Raw genomic sequence first — 18,760 nt, forward strand, 5'->3', positions numbered from 1 at the left:
GCCCCATGAGCACCCGTACGCTGATCACCGGCGGTCTCGTCATCACGGCCGCCGAGGAGATCCACGCCGACGTCCTGATCGAGGACGGCCGCATCGCGGCGCTCGCCTCGGCGGGCACCCAGGAGTGGGGCGCGGACCGGGTCGTGGACGCCACGGGGAAGTACGTGATCCCGGGCGGCGTCGACGCCCACACGCACATGGAGTTCCCGTTCGGCGGCACCGCCTCGTCGGACACCTTCGAGACCGGCACCAGGGCGGCGGCCTGGGGCGGCACCACGACGATCATCGACTTCGCGGTGCAGGCGGTGGGGCACTCCCTGCGCGAGGGGCTCGACGCCTACTACGCCAAGGCGGACGGCACGTGCGCGATCGACTACGGCTTCCACATGATCGTCTCGGACGTCGACGAGTCGTCGCTCAAGGAGATGGACGGCCTGGTCGGGGAGGGCGTGACGTCGTTCAAGCTCTTCACCGCCTATCCCGGCGTCTTCTACAGCGACGACGGGCAGATCCTGCGCGCGATGCAGAAGGGCGCGGCCAACGGCGCCCTGATCATGATGCACGCGGAGAACGGCATCGCCATCGACGTCCTGGTGCGGCAGGCGCTCGCGCGCGGCGAGACGGATCCGCGCTACCACGGCGAGGTGCGCAGGGCCCTCCTGGAGGCCGAGGCGACGCACCGGGTGATCCAGCTCGCCCGGGTCGCCGAGGCGCCGCTCTACGTCGTACACGTCTCGGCGGAGGAGGCCCTCGCGGAGCTGGTGGCCGCGCGGGACAAGGGACTTCCGGTCTTCGGCGAGACCTGTCCGCAGTACCTGTTCCTGTCCACGGACAACCTCGCGGAGCCGGACTTCGAGGGCGCCAAGTACGTGTGCTCGACCCCGCTGCGCCCCAGGGAGCACCAGGCGGCGCTCTGGCGCGGGCTGCGCACCGACGACCTCCAGGTGGTCTCCACGGACCACTGCCCGTTCTGCTTCACGGGCCAAAAAGAGCTGGGCCGGGGCGACTTCTCGAAGATCCCGAACGGCATGCCGGGCGTCGAGAACCGTATGGACCTGCTCCACCAGGCCGTCGTGGACGGCCACATCACGCGCCGCCGCTGGATCGAGATCGCCTGCGCCGCCCCGGCCAGGATGTTCGGCATGTACGGCAAGAAGGGCACGATCGCACCGGGCGCGGACGCGGACGTGGTCATCTACGACCCGGCGGCCGAGCAGGTGATGTCCGCCGCGACGCACCACATGAACGTGGACTACTCGGCGTACGAGGGGAAGCGGGTCACGGGGCGGGTCGAGACGGTGCTCTCGCGCGGCGAATTCGTCATCGACGGGCGGGAGTTCACGGGCCGGGCCGGGCACGGGTCGTACGTCGCGCGCGGTACGACCCAGTACCCGGGCTGACCCGGTACCCCGGCTAGGCCAGGAGCCCCTGCTCCCACCGCGCCGCCATGTGATTGCGGGCGGGTTTCCCGCTCGCGGTCCTGGCGATCGCGCTGCGCGTGACCTCGACGACGGACCGAGGGGCGAGTCCGAAGTCGGCCGCCACCCGGTTGGCGATCTCGGTGGTGTCGATCTGCCGGGACCGCTCGGCCACGACGACGAGGGCGAACGACTCGTCGTACGGCAGTGCCACGCACTCGGCGACGCCCGGCAGTTCCGTCGCCACCTGCTCGACGTCGGCGGCGAAGACGTTCACGCCGCTGACGCTGATGCGGTCGCTCCTGCGGCCGCTCAGATAGAGCCTGCCGGAGCGCAGACAGCCCACGTCGCCCGTGTCGAACCAGGTGGTGCGGTGGTCGGTGGTGCCGTCGTACCCGTTGAACAGCGTGGCGCCGCGCAGTTGTACGGCGCCCACCTGCGCCTGCGCGCACTCCTTGCCCGACTCGTCGACGATCCGCAGGTCGAGGTCGGGCATGGTGGTGCCCAGGCACGCGGTGGTGACGGGGCCTTCGGTGCGAAAGCTCGTCCCGGCGTCCGTGTAGCGGTGCGAGGTGGCCATCAGCGCGGCCTCGGCGAGGCCGTAGCAGAACACGAGCGCCGTCGGGTCGAAGCCCCAGCGGCGGGTCGCGGCCACGAAGGTGTCGACGGAGGGCTTGCGGATGGGTTCGGCCCCGCAGAAGACCGTGCGCCAGGCACCGAACAGGCTGGGGTCGAGCGACCCCTGCTCCGCCGCCTCGCCGATCCGCGCCGCCAGGTAGCGCAGCATGAAGTCGGGGAAGGCGCTGTGCACCGACTCCGCGTCGCGGACCATGCGCAGGGCGGCCAGCGGTCTGCGCAGGAACGTGCCGGGCTCCTCGACGACCAGGTCGATGCCCTGGACGAGCGAGGTGAGCACTCCGATCAGCCCCATGTCGTGGTGGAGCGGCAGGGCGATGAGTCCGGCGTCGCCCGGCTTCATGCCCGCGACGTCGCGGATCGCCGCGATGTTGCCGAGGACGGCCCGGTGGCTGAGCGGGATGGGCCTCGGCATGCCGGTGGAGCCGCTCGTGTACTGGATGAAGGCGAGGTCCTCCGGGCCGCCGGGGGCGGGCCCCGGCGCGTCCTGCGGGCGCAGCACGAGCTGGAGTTCGGTCAGTCCGTGTCCTGAGACGCGGAAGCCGTGGCGCGCGTCCTGCTGCCGCATCACCGTGGCGAAGTACTGCGTGATGATCGCCCCGGGGACGTGCGGCTTGACGGAGACGGGGACCGCGCCCAGGTGGATCAGGCCGAGCAGGGCGAGCACGCCCTCCCGCGAGCTGCCGATGCGCAGCATCACGCGGTCCCCGCGGCGTACGCCCTGTGCGGCGAAGCCACCGGCCGCCGCGGCGATCTGCGCGGCGAACTCGGGGTACGTCAGGCGCTCGCGCCGGGCGGAGGTGCCGAAGGTGACGGCGGCCTCCGCCCGGTGGGCCTGCCCCGCGATGGCCTCCTGCAAGGTGGTCGCGATCATCGGTCCCCCTCCGGGAGGTTGAGCAGCGCGTGGAGGTCGGCCCGCCGGATCCGCTTGGTGTCGCGGTCCACGAGCCCGAGCCTGACCCGGCCCCTGGCCACCGCGGTGCCGTCGGCCCGCTCGACGTCCTGGGCGAGCGTGAAGCTGTACGCGGTCTGCTCCACCAGGGAGGTGCGGACCACGAGGCGGCCGACGGGGTCCCAGTCGACCGCCTTGAGGTAGTCCAGCTGGAGCTGGAGCACCACGGCGACCGGCGTGCCCTCGCTCAGGTCGCCGCCGTGGGCCCGGCCCCACTCCCAGCGGCCGGTCTCCAACAGCTGGACGTACACGCTGTTGTTGAGGTGCCCGGCCCAGTCGAAGTCGTTGGGGCGCAGGGCGACCTCGCAGGCGTGCTCCAGGCGCGGCGGTGCGGCGGTGGTGGTCATGGCGTGTCCCTTCGGTCGCGCGCGGACCCGGCGGGTCCGTCGTCCGCGGGCCTGGCGAGGAGCACCACCACCGCGCCCGCCAGATCCCCGGTGTGGCTGATCGAGAGCTCGACATCGATCCGGTGTTCCCTGCGCCACGCGGCGAGCTCGCCGTGCAGCCGCAGCCGGGGCTGGCCCGCGGGACCGTGCACCACCTCGACCTCGGGAAAGGTGTGCGCGGGCCCGCCGCCCAGCGAGCTGAGCGCCTTCACGAACGCCTCCTTGGCCGCGAAGAGACCGGCCAGGGAGGCGTCGGGGCCGGGGCGGGAGCGGCAGTGCGCGCGCTCGCCCTCGGTGAACAGGGCGCCGCTAGCGAGCAAGTGCCGCTTCTCGCGCAGCTCCGTCACGGACTGCAGATCGAATCCGGTCGACATCGTTCGTCCGCAGGCTGGCGAAGTAGGCACGCTTGAGGTCCTCGTACGACTGGGTGTGGATGCCGGTCACCTCGCGGACCAGGGCGAACACGCTGGTCAGCTTCTTCATGTGCACCGAGCCCTCGTGCAGCGCGTCGTCGCCGAGCCCGAACTCCTCCTCGGCCGTGCGGGTCCTCTCCCACCAGTTGACGAAGCCCTCGCGCTCGGTCTGCGCGTCGCGCGCCGAGCCGAAGGTCTCGCCGCCGTCGGGCCGCACCCAGGTGTACGCCATCGAGAGGACGTCCTTGATGGGGTAGACCCCGGACTCGACGAGCGCCTTGGCGAAGGAGGCGAAGTACTGCCGGTGCTGCACCTCGTCCTTCATGATCGTGTGGAAGACGTCGCGCACCAGGCCGTCCTCGGTGGTGCGGGACTGCCAGCCGTACGAGACGCAGGCCTCGATCTCGACGCACGCCTGGAGGATGCAGACCCGGGCGTAGTTGTCGGTCGGGAAGGCGCCCCGGTGCTCGATCACCTCGTCCTCGTCGATCGGGTCGACGCCGGCCATCTCCATCAGGCGGCCGAAGGCGACCTCGTGGTGCGCCTCCTCCTCCAGCCAGTACCGCGCCGACCAGGCCGCGGCGATGTGCAGGACGTTGGCGCCGAGCGGGTTGGACTCGCGTATCTCGTTGGCGAGCTTGACGCCGTCCACGGCGAGCCGGATGCCGGCGGGCTGGGTGGTGAGTTCGGCGCGCGAGGCGTGCCAGAGCGCGGCCTTGTCGCCCGGGGCGGGCTGCGTGAGCCTGCGGCCGTCGAAGAGGTTGTCGGTGCCCCAGCGGCGCTGCTCGTGGTAGCTCTGCTGGACGCGCAGCACATCGCTGACGGTGGCTCCCGCGCGGAGCTCCTTGACGATGTCGGTCATGATCAGCATGGGTCGGGACGCCTTCCGGTCAGGAGGAGGTGGTGGCGAGCTGCTTGCCGAGGGCCGACACGACGTCCTCGGCGGTGTGGTCGAGGGTCATCGTCGGCAGCTCCACGTCGTCGTCGACGCCGACGTCGGCGAGTGCGCCCGCGAACGCGTCGAGCAGGTCGATGGAGTTGATGGCGTCCGGCGAGGCGACCAGGACGGCGGAGAGCGGCCGTCCGTCGAAGACCTCCTCCTGCGGCAGGCCGAGGCGGCGTGCGACGTGGGTCCTGAGTTCGGCGAGCATGGGTGTCTCCTTGTGGGTCAGTGCTGCGGTGAGGTCGCGGGCGTCGCGGGGGCGGTCCAGCCGGGCGTGCGCCCGAGTGCCGCGAGGGCCAGGTCGAGCGTGGCGGCGCCGCGGGCCGGGGGCAGGGCGGGGTCGAACTGCGCCCCGGGGCCGAGCCTGCGGTCGTCGTCGGGCACCCGCAGGGCGAAGACGAGCGCGGCCTCGGCGACGTCGTCGCCGAAGCGCGGGTCGATGCCGAGGGCCCGCGCCACGTCCCAGCCGTGCACGACGTAGTCGAGGAAGTGGAACCCGATCGCGACCGAGGCCGGGAAGGTGGTCGTGGTGCTGATCTCCGGGATGGCGAACTCGCTGGTGAGTACGCCGGGTCGGGCGAAGGCTTCGAGGACGTCGTCGGCGGCGGCGCGGTAGGTCTTCACCGGGTCGTCGCCGAGGTCGGCGGGCCGCCAGGCGGAGAGGTCCGCGCCGCCGCCCGAGGCGGCCGCCGCGAAGCCGATGTGCTGGCCCGCCATGTGGGCCACCAGTTCGCGGAGGTTCCAGTTCGCACACGGGGTGGGGGCCGCCCAGTCCTCGGGCGACGCCTGTTCCAGGATGCGTACGGTCTCCAGCACTGCCGTCCGGTCGAGCTTCCGGATGTCCATGCGGATCCTTTCGGCGGGGAGCGCGGCCAGAAAAACAATAGCACGACCGTACGTTTAGTTATTGGGGAAAAAGAGGGCCGAGGGGCCGGGACCAGCAGGTCCCGGCCCCTCGGCCTGTTGCTTCGCGGCGCCTTCCGTGAGGCGCTATCCGGCCGCCTCCGCGGCCTGATCGGTGATGAACGCGGCCAGCCTGCCGATCCCCTCGGTGATCTCGTCCATGCTCAGCGAGGAGCAGGAGAGCCGGAGTTGACGGTCGCCGCCGCCGTCCAGGTAGAAGTCGCCCATCGGCGTCCAGAGCACGCCGTAGGCGCGGGCGGAGCATTCGAGGGCCTTGGTGTCGGCCACGAACGGGACGCGTACGACGAGGAAGAAGCCGCCGTCGGGACGGTTCCACTCGACCCCGAGCTCCTGCCTGCGCTCGGCGGGGAAGTGCCGTTCCAGCTCCGCGAGGAGGGCGTTGAGGTTGCCGCGGTAGTAGTCGATGGCTGCCGCGTTGGCCTCGCGGAGCCGGTAGCCCGACTCGACGAGGAGCCCGCCGATGACGGCCTGGCTGATGGCCGACGTGTTCACCGTCGTCATGCTCTTGATCTTGGACAGCTGGTCGGCGAGCAGCGTGCGCTCGCCCGTCGGGCCCACCACCTCCTGGTCGGCCACCACATAGCCGACGCGCGCGCCGGGCAGCGCGGTCTTGGAGAACGACCCCAGGTGCAGGACGCGGCGCTCGCGGTCCAGGGCCTTGAGGGTGGGCCGCGCGGACCCCTCGCGCACGAAGAACCCGTACGGATCGTCCTCGAGGACCAGCAGGTCCTCCTGGGCGGCGATCTCCAGGAGCCGTTCGCGGGCCGCGACGGTCATGCTCGCGCCGGACGGGTTGGCGAAGTCCGGCACCACGTACAGGGCGCGCGGCCGTCCGCCCTCGGCCCTGATCTCGCGCACGGCGGCGAGGATCGCGTCGGGGTCGGGGCCCGCGGCGCCCTCCGTCACCGGACGCACCGCGATGTCGAGCAGCCGCGCGGCGCCGGTCACCCCGACGTAGCAGGGCGAGCTGACGAGCAGCGTGTCCTCGGGCCGTGCGAACAGCGCGCGCAGGGAGAGCAGCATCGCCTCCTGGCAGCCGGTGGTCACCACCACCGACTCCGGACTCACGTGGATGTCCTCGTCGTTGGCGAGGGTGCGGGCGATGAGGTCGTGGATGACGCCGTTGGTGCGTCCGTACTGGAAGAGCTGGGTGCGCACCTGGTCGCGGGACCAGCCGCGCTCCTGCTCCAAGTGGTCGGAGTAGGACCGCAGGTGGCGCGCGAGGTCCTCCGGCTCGAACGTGCCCTCGGACGGCCTGCCCGGTGCGAAGGAGATGGCCTCGGGGAAGCGGGCGACGACCTCGTTGAGGAAGTTCATCGCGTCCAGCACCGGATCGGTGAGCGAGCCGTGCAGCTCGCCGAGGTCGAGCGCCCCCGACGCGGTGTGCGCGGGAGTGGTGGTGTCTGCCATGGGATCAGCCTTCCGTGGTGGCACCGGCGAAGGCGGTACGCAGATAGGTGGCGGCCTGCTCGATCGCGCGGCGGCCCGCGTCCAGGGTCCCCGCCATGGCGAAGAAGCCGTGCGCCACGCCCGGGTAGCGGGTCGCCTCGACGCGCACGCCGCTCGCCCGCAGGCGCTCGGCGTACTGCTCGCCCTCGTCACGCAGTGGATCGTACTCCGCGGTGATCACCAGGGCCGGGGGGAGGCCGGTGTGGTCGGGGGCCCGCAGCGGGGAGACGCGGGGGTCGGCGCCGTCGTCGGGCGAGGCCAGGTAGTTGTCCCAGTACCACTGCACGGACTTGTCGTTGAAGAGCAGCGGATCGGTGTTCTCGCGGCGCGACGCGGTGTCGGCGAGGTAGTCCGTGTTGGGGTAGACGAGCAGCTGGGCCAGGATGTCGGGCCCCTTGGCGTCGCGCGCCATGAGCGAGACCACCGCGGCGAGGTTGCCGCCCGCGCTGTCGCCGCCGACCGCCACCCGCGCGCCGTCACCGCCGAACCGCCCCGCGTGCTCGACCGCCCAGCGCACGCCCGCGAGGCAGTCCTGCGGCGCGGCGGGGAACTTGTGCTCGGGCGCGAGGCGGTAGCCCACGGCGATGGTGAGGCACCCCGCGGCGTTGGCCAGGCTGCGGCAGATCGCGTCACTGGTCGCGATGGAGCCGAGCGTCCAGCCGCCGCCGAAGAAGTAGACGAGCACCGGCAGCGGGCCCTCGCCCGCGGGCCGGTAGACGCGCACGGGCAGCGGCCCCGCCGGTCCGGGTATCGACTCGTCGGTCACCTCCGCCACCTGCTCGGGAGTGCCCGAATCGGCCTGGATGGCGGCGAGATCGGCTGCCCGCGCCTCCTCCAGGGTCATCGTGTAGAGGGGGCGGGCCCCCTGCTCCGCGCGCTGGTCGTACAGCGCCTGGAGTTGTGGATCGAATGCCATGGTGCCTCCGGACCAGGGCCGCGGTCCGGCGGACCGCGGTGGGGTTCAAGGTGTGTCGGGCAGCAGGGACGGTTCCGTCGAGACGTCGCGGAGACGGTTCAGGATGCCCTCGGCCGCTCTGGCGTAGCAGGTGAAGTTGGAGTGCAGTACGGATTCGGAGTTGGCCATCTCGAGCAGAGCGACCAGCTCGAAGGCGAGTTGGGGGATGTCGGTGTCGTCGCGTACCTCGCCCGCCTTCCTCGCCTCCTCGATCGTCTGCTCAAGATATTTGAACCAGCTGCCGTGTGCGCCGGCGACCGTGTCGTGCACCTTGCCCTCGCGTGCGTCGTACTCGGCGGAGACCGAGTAGAAGAAGCAGCCGCCGGGGAAGACCCGCTGCTCGGAGTAGGTGAGCCAGCTGGTGGTCAGGCTCCACAACCGGCGGATTCCGGCGGGCAGTTCGCGGTTCGGCTGGACGACGTACTCGATGTAGATCTTGATGGCGGCGCGCACGGTCGCCAGTTGCAGCTCTTCCTTCGAGCCGAAGAGGGCGAAGACTCCGCTCTTGCTGAGCTTGAGTTCACCTGCCAGACGCCCCAGTGACAGCCCTTCGAGGCCTTCCACCGATGCGATCTCCACGGCGCGCCGCAGAATCAACTGCCGGGTCTGGTTTCCGCGTGCGATCCGCCCATCGGTGCGGGTCGTGGTCACGCACCACCTCCTCAATCTCCCTGCTCGGGGGGTCGGTGTCCCAGCGGCCGAGATGCACACCCTACTAAGTGGACGACCGTGCGGACATTGTGCAAGAGTACAGTTACTGTACGGCCGTGCGTTTAGTTTGGTGCGCGGGTTGAGTGAGTACGGGGGAGACGAAGAGTGGCGGCGCTGACGTTGCGCGAGTACCGGGCCGAGGCCGAGGGGCGGCTTCCCGCTCCCGTGTGGGACTTCCTCGAAGGGGGCAGCGGCACCGAGTCGATGCTCTCGGCGGGACGGGCCGCGCTCGACCGGATCAGGCTCCGCCCCCGCTGTCTCGTGGACGTCTCCGTGTGCGACCCCGGCGTCACCCTGCTCGGCTCGCGCCTCGCCGCGCCGCTGGGCATCGCGCCCATGGCGTACCACCAACTGGCGCACCCCGAGGGCGAGGTGGCGACCGCGCGGGCGGCCGGTGCGGCGGGTGCGCTGCTCACGGTCAGCATCTTCGCGAGCCGCACCCTGGAGGACATCGCCGCTGCGGCGAGCGGTCCCCTGTGGCTCCAGCTGTACTGGCTCAGACGGCGGGAGACGCTCGTCGAGCTGGTGCGGCGGGCGGAGGACGCCGGTTACCAGGCGCTGGTCCTGACCGTCGACGCGCCGCGTGTGGCGTACCGGCCGAGGGACGCGCGCAACGGTTTCGCCGTCCCCGGGGGCATCCGCGCGGTGAATGTCGACGCCGCCGTCATGTCCGCGTCCCACGGGGGAGCGGCGGGCGAGTCGGCCATTGCGCGGCATTCCAAGGAGCAATTTGACGCCTCCATTACCTGGAGGGACCTTGCCTGGCTCCGCGAGCGCACTTCGCTGCCGCTCGTATTGAAGGGCGTCCTCGCGCCCGAGGATGCCGAGCTGGCCGTCGAATACGGCGTCGACGCGCTTGTCGTCTCCAATCACGGGGGCCGTCAGCTCGATTTCGCGATCCCGGCGGCCGATGCGCTTCCGGAGATCGTCGATGCGGTGGGCGGACGGTGCCGTCTGATCCTCGACGGGTCCATCCGGTACGGCGCGGATATCGCGAAGGCGCTCTGTCTGGGCGCCGACGCGGTATTCGTGGGGCGCCCCGCGCTATGGGGACTCGCGCACTCCGGAAGCGCCGGCGTCGCCGACGTGCTCCGGGTGCTGCTGGATGAGTTCGAAGAAGTGATGGCGCTCATGGGGGCGCCGCGAGTGGGGGACTTCGGGAATTCAGGAATTGTTCATCATTGAACTGACGATTTGAACGATTCAATCGATTCCCATTCACCGGATTCATCGAGGTGAATGGGAACATCGGCATGCCGAAAAACGGAATGATGAACCGTTTTGGCAGCCCTACTTGCAAGTAGTAATTTAACAGAAATCATCTCTTGATTACTCGATGGTAGTAAGTAACGATGGAGGCGTCGCCGAGGGAATAACGGTGGATCTGACACCGAGGGGCTGGGGCGACTACCTACCCGACCTGTCTTTGGACAGTGTTGTCAGCAAAGCGTTCGGGTTGTTCGTTGGGGATTTAGATGGGTGGGATTCCAATGGGGGAAACGGCACCGAAAAGGTGCACCGAGGGCGCCTGGGTCGATGACATATTGCTCCAGGGCGACGGGAGGGATGTCGCCCTGCACCTGGGCGAGGCCGTGAGCCGCGCGGAACTCCGCGAGCTCGTCGCCGCCGAACAGGCCCGCTACCAAGCGGCGGGACTCGTCGCGGGAGGCGTGGTCGCGGTGCGGCTGCCGCCCTCGCTCGGCTGTATCGTCGCGATGCTCGCCGGATGGCGCGCGGGGGCCCAAGTGGCCCTGCTCGACTACCGGTTGACCACCCACGAGGTGGGCAAGGCCGTCGCGCGGCTGACACCGCAGCTGGTCGTCGAGCCGGTCGCCGACGTGAGCGGGACGCTCCGCGGCTTCTTCGACGTCACCACCCGCGTCACCCCCCTGCGCACCGGCCGCCCGGCCGCCTCGCAGCACATCCTGCTCCAGCTCAGCTCGGGCTCCACGGGCCCCTCCAAGGTCATCGGCAGGACCGTGGGCAGCCTCCTCGCGGAGATCGACCGGTACGGCCAGCTCGACGGCTTCCCGCACCGGGGCGAACGCACCGTCGTGCTCGCCTCGATCGTCCACGTGCTCGGCCTGGTCGGCGGCCTCCTCTACGGCCTGGCGAGCGGGACCCAGGTGGTCCTGCCCGCGCGCCAGACGGTCGACGGCATCCTCAAGGCCGTCGCCGCGGGCGACGAGCCGACGACCGTCCTCGGCGTCCCCTCGCAGGCGGCGGTCCTCGCCGCCGCACAGAACCCGCCCCGGCTGCCCCAGTTGCGCCGCATGATCACCGGCGGCGAGCTCGTCAGGCCCGACGTCTGGGAGCGGTTCACCCACGGCTACGACGCGGAGCTCGGCGTCATGTACGGCATGACCGAGGCCGGTGTCATCGCCGCGGACCTCACCGGAGCCACCCGCCCCGGCCTGACCCCCGCCCCCGGCATGCGGGTCCGCGTCGAGGAGGGCGAGATCCTGCTCGGGCTGCCCGAATCCCCGTACGTGGGCCCCTCCGACCCCACCCGGTTCGTCGACGGCTGGCTGCGCACCAAGGACGCGGGCAGCTTCGACGACGCCACCGGACTGCTCACGGTGCTCGGCCGGCTCGACTCGCAGGTGTCCGTCGGCGGGCTCAAGGTGGACCTCTCGGAAGTCGAGGCGTCCATCAGCGCCCTGCCCGGCATCACCGGCGCCGTGGTCGTCCAGGGCACCGGCATCGAAGCCTTCGTGATGGTCGAGGAGCGTGCCGTCTTCGACGGCCTCGCCGACTGTCTCGCCGCGCGCCTCGCCCCCTACAAGCGGCCGCGCACCCTGCACGTGCTGCCCGAACTCCCCCGCACCGCGACCGGCAAGCCCGTGCGCAACGCCGACGTCCTCCGCGCCGCCGCGCGGTCGGCCGCCGGTGTGTGACCGGCTCAGCCGAGCTCCGTCGGGGACACCTCGCGTACGTCGAGACGGACATCGCGACGTACACCGAGACGGACATCCGGACGCACGTCGTCGGCGCACGAGGCACCCCCGGTGCCCCCGTGCAGCGCGACACCGATGACGTGCCGCCCGCCGCCCACCACGACAGCCGCGGACACGACACCCGGATCACCGGGCAGCCGCCGCGGCGCCGACAGAGTGCCGTCCCGAGGCGGCCACTGCCCGGGCAACGGCACCCGGCGGCTCATGCCGCCCCGCCGCAGGCCCTGGCCGAGCGCCTTGCCGACCGACTCCTTCTGCGTCCACAGCCACAAGAACGCCACTGACTGATCGTCCTCGGGCAGTGCCGTGACCCACGCCGCCTCGGCGGGGTCCAGCCACGCGCGGGACATCGCCGCGGCGCGCAGTCGCCGCACCACTTCCACATCCACACCCACGGGGGCAAGGCCGGTCACCGCGACGGCCAGCGCCCCGCGAGCGTGAGTGACGCTGACGTGCAGCGACTTGCCGGCACCGCCCAGTACCGGGCGGCCCCCGGCCTCGTGCTCCAACCAGATCTCGGACGGCGCGACACCCATCAGGCCGGCCGCGGCCCGCACCACCAAGGTGTGCGCCTTGCGCCGCTCGTCGCCGTCCGTGGTGCACCACAGCACCGTCACCGTGTCCGGGGAACCGCCCGGATGCCTGTCCATGAAGAGGGAGTCAATCAAATGTCCGCTGAGGTTGAGAAGTTCATCATCGAGGCCCTCCAGAACATGAACTACGACGTTTCCGACGTAACCGGCGAGACCCCGCTCGGCCCGGCGGGTCTCGACCTCGAGTCCCTCTCCGTCGCGGAGATAGCCATCCAGGTCGAGGACACGTACGGCGTGAAGTTCGAGGAGGACGAGATGGAGACCGTCGCGCTCCTGACCGTCTCCGGCCTGGTCAAGGAGATCGTCGAGCGCGCGTCCGCCTCCGCGGCGACGGCCGGGTGAGCCCACGCACCGTCCTGGCACGCCGGGCGATCCCTTCCCGCCCCGGTGCCCACGGCAGCGGGCGGGAGGGAGTGTCCCGCGCCCGGTGAGCGAGGCGGGCCGACGCGCCCGCGCCTCGCTCGCCTCGCCCACCTCGCTCACCCAGCGTCCGTACGCCAAGAGCACGATCCAGATGAGTGGAGACACCGGGGAATGAATCCCAAGAACGAGCGCGCAGAGCTCGCCGGCGACCAAGGTCTCGGCGTCGGCAACGTGCTGACCACGCTGCTCGAGCGGGGCACCGGCCTCGACGCGCCGAGCATCACCTTCGACACCGAGGTCGACGGGCACCCCGCCTGGCAGGCCCACACCCTCGCCCAGCTCGGCGAGCGGGTCGCGGCGCGGGCCGCGGCGCTGCACGCCCTCGGCGTCCGGCCCCGCGACGTGGTCGCCGTCTACGTGACCGCGGGTGCCGACCAGGTGCTCAGCTACCTCTCCCTGACGCGCGTCGGCGCGATCCCCGCCCTGGTCAACGGGCGGGTCCCGGCCGAGCAGGCGGGCGAGTACATCAAGCGGCTGCGCGCCGTCGGCGTCATCGCCGACACCGCGCACTGGGACTCCCTCAAGGACCGGGCCATCGAGACGCCGCTCCTCGCGGACCCGGCGGACCTCGGCAAGGGCGACCCGGCGGCCGCCCCCAAGCCCTACCGCCACCACGGCAACGAGCCCGCGGTCATCACCCACTCCTCGGGCACCACGGGCCTGCCCAAGGCCGTGACGCACTCGCACCACAGCCTCTTCGCGGCCATCCGCCACCGGCTCTCGCTGCCCAAGGGCCAGGGCATCGAACGGATGCTGGGCGCGCTGCCCTCGGCCCACGCGGCCACCGTCATCGCGGTCAACCTCGCGCTGACCAACCGTACGCAACTCGCCGTGCTCTCCCAGCAGTCCGGCGGCCCGGTGCTCGACGCCATCGAGTCCTGGCGGCCGCACGCCGTCCTCGGCTTCGCCACCACCTGGTCCGAGCTCGCGGGCGAGGACCTCGGCGCGCGCGACCTGGAATCCGTGCGCACCTGGTGGAACACCGGGGACTGCGCGCACGAGGCGCACATCCGCAAGCTGATCGCCGTCGGCATGCGGGAGTCCGTCACCGCCGAGGGCCGGGTGCGTACGCGGGGTTCGTTCTTCGTCGACGGCCTGGGCTCGTCGGAGATGGGGCACTCCCAGTTCCACATCACCCACACGCCCGAGACCTCGCGCTACGGCCGCTGCATCGGCAAGCCGCACGCCTTCTCCGACGTGGCCGTCGTCGACGACGACGGCGAGAAGCTCGACAGCGGGCAGGTGGGGCAGCTCGCCATCAACGCGCCCACGCTGTCGCTCGGTTACTGGAACGACTCGGTGACCACCTACCGCACGCGCAGGGACGGCTACTTCCTCACCGGCGACCTCGTCTTCCGTGACGAGGCCGGGTACTACTACCACGTCGACCGCATGGTCGACTCGGTCGAACTCGCCGACGGCAAGCGGCTCTTCACGATGCTGTGCGAGGAGCAGGTGCTCGCGGACTGCGCCGACGTCCTGGAGTGCACCGTCGTCGCCGTCAAGAAGGACGACCAGGTCGTGACCTCCGTCCTGCTCTTCCTCGACCCCAAGGCCGACCAGGAGGCCGACCGCACCGCGGAGGTGCTCGCCGCCCTGGAGCCCCACGTGGCCGCCACCGTCGACCGCGTGGTCGTCGTCAGCCCCGACAGCATCCCGCTCGGCGCGACCGGCAAGGTCCGCAAGATCCTGCTGCGCCAGCGCTTCCTGGACGGCGAACTGCTCTCCGCCAAGGGCACCGCGGGGGTGGCGGCATGACGTACCCCACCGCGGGATCCGGCGCCGTCGTCACGGGACTCGGCACGTTCACCCCGCTCGGCCGGGGCGCCGCGGCGAACTTCGACGCGCTGTGCCACGGCAAGTCGGGGCTTCGCAGGCCGCCCGAGGACCACCTCCTCGCGGGCAGCGTCGACGTCGCGGGCATCGCCCCCGAGATCGAGGCGCGCGAGGTGCTGCCGCCCAGCGAGGGCCGCCTCGTCGACCGCTACGCCCTGATGGCGCTCGCCGCCGCCGACGACGCGCTCGCCGACGCGGGCCTGGTCGTGGGCCGCGACGTCGACCCGCACCGGGTCGCCGTGATCGTCTCCAGCGGCGCGGGCGGACTCTCGACCTACGAGGCACAGGCGCAGGCCAGGGCCGAGCGCGGCCCGACCGCGGTCAGCCCCTACCTGCTGCCCGGCATGCTGCCGAACATGGCGGCCGCCCGCATCGCCATCAAGCACGGGATACGCGGCTGGAGTTCGGCGATCGCCACCGCCTGCGCCGCCGGTGCCCACGCCGTCGCCGAGGCCGCCCGCCTCATCCGCTACGGCGAGGCCGACGTGGTGGTCTGCGGCGGCGCGGAGGCCCCGCTCAACCCGACGTCCGCCCTCGCCTTCGCGCACGCCAGGGCCCTGGCCCACGGCTGGGGCGAGGACCCGGAGGCGGCCAGCCGCCCCTTCGACCGGCGCCGCAACGGCTTCGTGCTCGCCGAGGGTTCGGGCGTGCTCGTCGTCGAGCGCGTGGAGCACGCGGACGCCAGGGGCGCCGCGGGCTACGCCGACCTGCTCGGCTGGGGCGCCACCACCGACGCCCACCGGCCCACCGCGCCGCGCCCCGACGGCGACGGAGCCGCGCACAGCATGCGCGGCGCGCTCGCCACGGCCGGGCTCGCGCCCGAGGACGTCGGCTACATCAACGCGCACGGCACGGCCACCAAGCTCGGCGACGTCGCGGAGACGAAGGCCGTCAGGGCCGTGTTCGGCGAGAACGCCCCCGCCATCAGCAGCACGAAGTCGATGACGGGACACCTCCTGGGCGGATCAGGCGCGGTGGAGGCGGCCTTCAGCGCCCTGGCGATCTCCCGGGGCGTCCTGCCGCCGACCCACAACCTCGACGAGGTGGACCCCCACTGCGACCTCGACCACGTGCGGGGCGAGGCACGGCAGCAGCGCGTCCAGGCCGCCATCTCCAACTCGTTCGCCTTCGGCGGCCACAACGTCAGCCTGCTGCTCGGCACGGCCAGCAGCCGCAAGAAGCGCTAGCGGAACCAGAGGAAAGGCAATCGTGAACATCGGAGCTGTAGACCACATCGAGTTCTACGTCGGGGACGCCCAGCAGTCGGCGTTCTTCCTGTGCACGGCGTTCGGGTTCCGCGTGTGCGGTCAGGCGGGCCCCGAGACCGGGCAGGCCGACCGGCGCTCGCTGCTCCTGCGCCAGGGCGGCATCGAGGTCGTGCTCACCTCCGCGCTGACCCCCGAGCACCCCGCGGCCGCCTACGTGACCCAGCACGGCGACGGCGTGGCCAACATCGCCTTCGAGGTCACCGACGCGGCCAAGGCGTTCGCCCTCGCCGTCGAGCGCGGCGCCACCGCCGTGGAGGAGCCCCGGACGCACACCAAGGACGGCACCGAGGTGGTCACCGCCTCCGTGCTCGGCTTCGGCGACGTCGCCCACCGCTTCGTGCAGCGCACCGGCGACCGGGACGAGTTCCTGCCCGGCGTGATGGACATCTTCGCCGACGACCCCGACGAGGGCCCGCACCTCCTGAACACCGTGGACCACGCGGCGATCTGCCTGCCCGCGGGCCAGCTGCGCCCCACGGTCGCCTTCTACGAGAAGGTCTTCGGGTTCACGCAGATCTTCGAGGAGTTCATCGAGGTCGGCGAGCAGGCCATGGACTCCAAGGTGGTGCAGAGCCCCTCCGGCAAGGTGACGTTCACCCTCATCGAGCCGGTGACGGACCGCAAGCCGGGCCAGATCGACGGCTTCCTCGCGCGGCACGGCGGCGCGGGCGTGCAGCACCTGGCGCTCCTCGCGGACGACATCGTCGCCGCGGTGCCCGCCCTGGAGTCGCGCGGCGTGCGATTCCTGGAGACCCCCGACGCGTACTACGAGGAGCTGGAGGAGCGCCTCGGCCGCCCGGACCTGAAGATCGAGGACCTGCGACGCACCAACGTGCTGGTCGACCAGGACCACTGGGGCCAGGTCTTCCAGATCTTCACCCAGTCCCTGCACGTCAGGAAGACCTTCTTCTGGGAGGTCATCGACCGCCACGGCGCCAGGACGTTCGGCAGCGGCAACATCAAGGCCCTCTACGAGGCCGTGGCGCGCGAGAAGGCGACCGCCTGACACCCGCCTGACCCGCACTTTCCGCATCGCAGCACTCGCACCGAAGGAAGACCCGTGACCGTTCACGATGCCACGCTGTTCGAACTGACGGAGGACGAGCGCGAACTCCTCCCCACCGACGAGGACGTCCTCTTCTACGCCCAGCACGGCTGGTACCTGTCCAAGAAGCTCTTCACGGACGAGGAGATCGACCTCCTGGAGTCGGCGAGCGAGAACTTCTACGCGGGGCACCGCGACCGCACCCTGCCGGTCCGCCCGCCCAAGCTCGCCTACTGGGAGCCCGAGCACGGCCCGGTCCAGCGCCACAACGACTACATCCACTACGAGGACGACACGATCGGCCGCATCCTGCGCAAGCCGCTGCTCGGCGCGGTGGCCGCCAGGATCGCCGAGGCCGAGCGGATACGGGTGTTCCAGTCCACCCTGATCTTCAAGCCGCCGGTCGCCGAGGAGCAGTCGAACATCGTGCCCTGGCACTTCGACCGCCACTACTGGGCCACCTCCACCTCCGAGCGGATGCTGACCGCGTTCATCCCCTTCCACGACTGCGGCGAGGAGATGGGCACGATCACCATGGTGGACGGCAGCCACCTGTGGAAGGAGATCGCGGAGAAGGACACCACGTCGCTGCACTTCGCCGAGCGCGACCGCAGCGAACTCGACGAGATGCTGGAGGAGAACGCCAGTTACAACGGCGTCGAGGTCGTCAAGATCCCCGTCCACATCCCCAAGGGCCACGTCAACTTCCACCACTGCCGCACCTACCACGGCAGCGGTGCGAACGTCAGTGACCGCCCGCGCCGCGCCATCTCCTTCCACCTCCAGGACGGCGAGAACCGCTACCGCGAGTTCCGCCGCTCGGACGGCACCCGGGTCGCCTACAACCACGACGTTCTGGTGCGCAAGACCGCCGCGGGCACGCCCGACTACAGCGACCCCGAGTACCTGCCCCTGCTGTGGAGCAGCCGCTGATGCGCAGTGCCGCGGTGGTCGGGACCGGCCTGATCGGTACCTCCATCGCCCTGGCCCTGCGGGGCCGGGGCGTGCCCGTCCACCTCATCGACCGCGACCCCGAGGTGGCGCGGACCGCGGCCGACCTCGGGGCCGGTGTGGCCGGATTCCCGCGCACGCCGGTGGACGTCGCCGTCATCGCCGTACCCCCGCAGCACGTGGCGGCGACGCTGCACGAATACCAACTGCGGGAACTGGCCGAGGACTTCACCGATGTGGCCAGTGTCAAGGTGCGGCCGCAGGAGGAGGCGGCCGAGCTCGGCTGCGACCTGACCCGCTATCTGGGCGGCCATCCCATGGCGGGCCGGGAGCAGTCGGGGCCGCTCGCGGCGCGGGGCGACCTGTTCCGCGGCAGGCCCTGGGTGCTCACCCCGGCGGCGGAGACCGGCGCGGCGACCGTGCGGCGGGTGCGGGAACTCGCCGCGCTCTGCGGGGCGAAGCCGCTGGTGATGGCGCACGCCGCGCACGACAGGGCGGTGGCCCTCACCTCGCACGCCCCGCACGTGGTGGCGAGCCTGGTGGCGGCCCGGCTCCTGGAGGGGGAGGACGCCCAACTCCAGCTCGCCGGGCAGGGGTTGCGCGACGTCACGCGGATCGCCGGGGGCGACGCGGAGCTGTGGACCGACATCCTCGGCTCGAACGCCACGGCGGTGGCCGAGGTCCTCGCCGAGGTCGCCGCCGAGCTCGGCACGCTCGTGGACGCGCTGCGGGACATGGGCGCGGCCTCGCCCGCCGTGCCGCCCGAGCGGTACGGCAGCAGCAGGGCGCACCTCACATCGGCCCTGGTGCGCGGGGTGCGGGGGCGCGGCAGGATCCCCGGGCTCGCACCCGGCGGACTGCGCCTGACCGGTGTGGCGGCCGGTACCTGAGCCCGGTGCG

The 18,760-nt window shown here is 71.5% G+C and carries 19 protein-coding genes; 9 read left to right on the forward strand and 10 right to left on the reverse strand.

All coding sequences use genetic code 11. From position 1 onward, the window contains the following. The first annotated feature begins 5 nt into the window (after nucleotides 1-5). On the forward strand, nucleotides 6-1,400 hold the full coding sequence (hydA, locus tag KY5_RS33995; protein ID WP_098245790.1) for a dihydropyrimidinase: 1,395 nt from the start codon (nucleotides 6-8) through the stop codon (nucleotides 1,398-1,400). A gap of 13 nt (nucleotides 1,401-1,413) precedes the next feature. On the opposite strand, the gene KY5_RS34000 is transcribed toward hydA, so the two are convergent. The 9 genes from KY5_RS34000 to KY5_RS34040 form a co-directional block, all read right to left on the reverse strand. Next, complete coding sequence (locus KY5_RS34000; RefSeq protein ID WP_098245791.1) at nucleotides 1,414-2,928, reverse strand: AMP-binding protein; 1,515 nt, start codon at nucleotides 2,926-2,928, stop codon at nucleotides 1,414-1,416. Further along, nucleotides 2,925-3,353 (reverse strand): acyl-CoA thioesterase, encoded by a 429-nt coding sequence (locus KY5_RS34005; RefSeq protein ID WP_098245792.1) that lies wholly within the window; start codon nucleotides 3,351-3,353, stop codon nucleotides 2,925-2,927. The genes KY5_RS34000 and KY5_RS34005 overlap by 4 nt, the downstream gene beginning before the upstream one ends. Beyond that, nucleotides 3,350-3,712, reverse strand: coding sequence for a holo-ACP synthase (locus KY5_RS34010; RefSeq protein WP_234362997.1), 363 nt, complete (start codon nucleotides 3,710-3,712; stop codon nucleotides 3,350-3,352). The genes KY5_RS34005 and KY5_RS34010 overlap by 4 nt, the downstream gene beginning before the upstream one ends. After that, nucleotides 3,702-4,676, reverse strand: coding sequence for a hypothetical protein (locus KY5_RS34015; RefSeq protein WP_098245794.1), 975 nt, complete (start codon nucleotides 4,674-4,676; stop codon nucleotides 3,702-3,704). The genes KY5_RS34010 and KY5_RS34015 overlap by 11 nt, the downstream gene beginning before the upstream one ends. 19 nt (nucleotides 4,677-4,695) lie before the next feature. Next, a complete protein-coding gene (locus tag KY5_RS34020) occupies nucleotides 4,696-4,956 on the reverse strand; it encodes a hypothetical protein (RefSeq protein ID WP_098245795.1) in 261 nt (86 codons plus the stop codon). A 17-nt stretch (nucleotides 4,957-4,973) separates the two neighbouring features. Then, nucleotides 4,974-5,594: a TIGR03086 family metal-binding protein gene (locus tag KY5_RS34025; protein ID WP_098245796.1), complete on the reverse strand. Its 621-nt coding sequence runs from the start codon at nucleotides 5,592-5,594 to the stop codon at nucleotides 4,974-4,976. A gap of 144 nt (nucleotides 5,595-5,738) precedes the next feature. Continuing rightward, the gene (locus tag KY5_RS34030; RefSeq protein WP_098245797.1) at nucleotides 5,739-7,082 is read right to left on the reverse strand and encodes a PLP-dependent aminotransferase family protein; all 1,344 of its coding nucleotides are present in this window, start codon (nucleotides 7,080-7,082) and stop codon (nucleotides 5,739-5,741) included. A gap of 4 nt (nucleotides 7,083-7,086) precedes the next feature. After that, a complete protein-coding gene (locus tag KY5_RS34035) occupies nucleotides 7,087-8,037 on the reverse strand; it encodes an alpha/beta hydrolase (RefSeq protein WP_098245798.1) in 951 nt (316 codons plus the stop codon). Nucleotides 8,038-8,082: 45 nt separating this feature from the next. Continuing rightward, a complete protein-coding gene (locus tag KY5_RS34040) occupies nucleotides 8,083-8,727 on the reverse strand; it encodes a TetR/AcrR family transcriptional regulator (RefSeq protein WP_098245799.1) in 645 nt (214 codons plus the stop codon). Between the two features lie 165 nt (nucleotides 8,728-8,892). Here KY5_RS34040 and KY5_RS34045 point away from each other — a divergent pair, with 165 nt between their 5' ends. Together KY5_RS34045 and KY5_RS34050 are read left to right on the forward strand one after the other, a co-directional pair. Further along, nucleotides 8,893-9,972: an alpha-hydroxy acid oxidase gene (locus KY5_RS34045; RefSeq protein WP_098245800.1), complete on the forward strand. Its 1,080-nt coding sequence runs from the start codon at nucleotides 8,893-8,895 to the stop codon at nucleotides 9,970-9,972. A gap of 359 nt (nucleotides 9,973-10,331) precedes the next feature. Continuing rightward, the gene (locus KY5_RS34050; RefSeq protein WP_199843365.1) at nucleotides 10,332-11,684 is read left to right on the forward strand and encodes a class I adenylate-forming enzyme family protein; all 1,353 of its coding nucleotides are present in this window, start codon (nucleotides 10,332-10,334) and stop codon (nucleotides 11,682-11,684) included. 5 nt (nucleotides 11,685-11,689) lie between these two features. On the opposite strand, the gene KY5_RS34055 is transcribed toward KY5_RS34050, so the two are convergent. After that, on the reverse strand, nucleotides 11,690-12,394 hold the full coding sequence (locus KY5_RS34055; RefSeq protein ID WP_159072666.1) for a 4'-phosphopantetheinyl transferase family protein: 705 nt from the start codon (nucleotides 12,392-12,394) through the stop codon (nucleotides 11,690-11,692). Between the two features lie 18 nt (nucleotides 12,395-12,412). Here KY5_RS34055 and KY5_RS34060 point away from each other — a divergent pair, with 18 nt between their 5' ends. From KY5_RS34060 to KY5_RS34085, 6 genes are all read left to right on the forward strand, one after another. After that, complete coding sequence (locus KY5_RS34060) at nucleotides 12,413-12,679, forward strand: acyl carrier protein (RefSeq protein ID WP_098245803.1); 267 nt, start codon at nucleotides 12,413-12,415, stop codon at nucleotides 12,677-12,679. A 192-nt stretch (nucleotides 12,680-12,871) separates the two neighbouring features. After that, nucleotides 12,872-14,518, forward strand: coding sequence for a class I adenylate-forming enzyme family protein (locus tag KY5_RS34065; RefSeq protein WP_098245804.1), 1,647 nt, complete (start codon nucleotides 12,872-12,874; stop codon nucleotides 14,516-14,518). Then, nucleotides 14,515-15,783 carry a beta-ketoacyl-[acyl-carrier-protein] synthase family protein gene (locus tag KY5_RS34070; RefSeq protein ID WP_098245805.1) on the forward strand — a complete coding sequence of 423 codons (1,269 nt, stop codon included), beginning with the start codon at nucleotides 14,515-14,517 and terminating at the stop codon, nucleotides 15,781-15,783. Before KY5_RS34065 ends, KY5_RS34070 begins: the two co-directional genes overlap by 4 nt. A gap of 22 nt (nucleotides 15,784-15,805) precedes the next feature. Further along, the gene (gene hppD, locus KY5_RS34075; RefSeq protein WP_098245806.1) at nucleotides 15,806-16,870 is read left to right on the forward strand and encodes a 4-hydroxyphenylpyruvate dioxygenase; all 1,065 of its coding nucleotides are present in this window, start codon (nucleotides 15,806-15,808) and stop codon (nucleotides 16,868-16,870) included. 54 nt (nucleotides 16,871-16,924) lie between these two features. Then, the gene (locus tag KY5_RS34080; protein ID WP_098245807.1) at nucleotides 16,925-17,842 is read left to right on the forward strand and encodes a phytanoyl-CoA dioxygenase family protein; all 918 of its coding nucleotides are present in this window, start codon (nucleotides 16,925-16,927) and stop codon (nucleotides 17,840-17,842) included. Then, nucleotides 17,842-18,750, forward strand: coding sequence for a prephenate dehydrogenase (locus KY5_RS34085; RefSeq protein WP_098247658.1), 909 nt, complete (start codon nucleotides 17,842-17,844; stop codon nucleotides 18,748-18,750). The genes KY5_RS34080 and KY5_RS34085 overlap by 1 nt, the downstream gene beginning before the upstream one ends. The last annotated feature ends 10 nt before the right edge of the window (nucleotides 18,751-18,760 follow it).

This window comes from Streptomyces formicae (genome assembly GCF_002556545.1).
Classification (GTDB): domain Bacteria; phylum Actinomycetota; class Actinomycetes; order Streptomycetales; family Streptomycetaceae; genus Streptomyces; species Streptomyces formicae_A.

Excerpts from the sequence above, each read along its gene's own strand:
- KY5_RS34060 (WP_098245803.1), top strand. The coding sequence starts at position 12,413 with ATGTCCGCTGAGGTTGAGAAGTTCATCATCGAGGCCCTCCAGAACATG.
- KY5_RS34000 (WP_098245791.1), bottom strand. The coding sequence starts at position 2,928 with ATGATCGCGACCACCTTGCAGGAGGCCATCGCGGGGCAGGCCCACCGG.
- KY5_RS34035 (WP_098245798.1), bottom strand. The coding sequence starts at position 8,037 with ATGGCATTCGATCCACAACTCCAGGCGCTGTACGACCAGCGCGCGGAG.
- KY5_RS34005 (WP_098245792.1), bottom strand. The coding sequence starts at position 3,353 with ATGACCACCACCGCCGCACCGCCGCGCCTGGAGCACGCCTGCGAGGTC.
- KY5_RS34015 (WP_098245794.1), bottom strand. The coding sequence starts at position 4,676 with ATGCTGATCATGACCGACATCGTCAAGGAGCTCCGCGCGGGAGCCACC.
- KY5_RS34065 (WP_098245804.1), top strand. The coding sequence starts at position 12,872 with ATGAATCCCAAGAACGAGCGCGCAGAGCTCGCCGGCGACCAAGGTCTC.
- KY5_RS34070 (WP_098245805.1), top strand. The coding sequence starts at position 14,515 with ATGACGTACCCCACCGCGGGATCCGGCGCCGTCGTCACGGGACTCGGC.
- KY5_RS34055 (WP_159072666.1), bottom strand. The coding sequence starts at position 12,394 with ATGGACAGGCATCCGGGCGGTTCCCCGGACACGGTGACGGTGCTGTGG.
- KY5_RS34025 (WP_098245796.1), bottom strand. The coding sequence starts at position 5,594 with ATGGACATCCGGAAGCTCGACCGGACGGCAGTGCTGGAGACCGTACGC.
- KY5_RS34030 (WP_098245797.1), bottom strand. The coding sequence starts at position 7,082 with ATGGCAGACACCACCACTCCCGCGCACACCGCGTCGGGGGCGCTCGAC.
- KY5_RS34020 (WP_098245795.1), bottom strand. The coding sequence starts at position 4,956 with ATGCTCGCCGAACTCAGGACCCACGTCGCACGCCGCCTCGGCCTGCCG.
- hydA (WP_098245790.1), top strand. The coding sequence starts at position 6 with ATGAGCACCCGTACGCTGATCACCGGCGGTCTCGTCATCACGGCCGCC.
- KY5_RS34085 (WP_098247658.1), top strand. The coding sequence starts at position 17,842 with ATGCGCAGTGCCGCGGTGGTCGGGACCGGCCTGATCGGTACCTCCATC.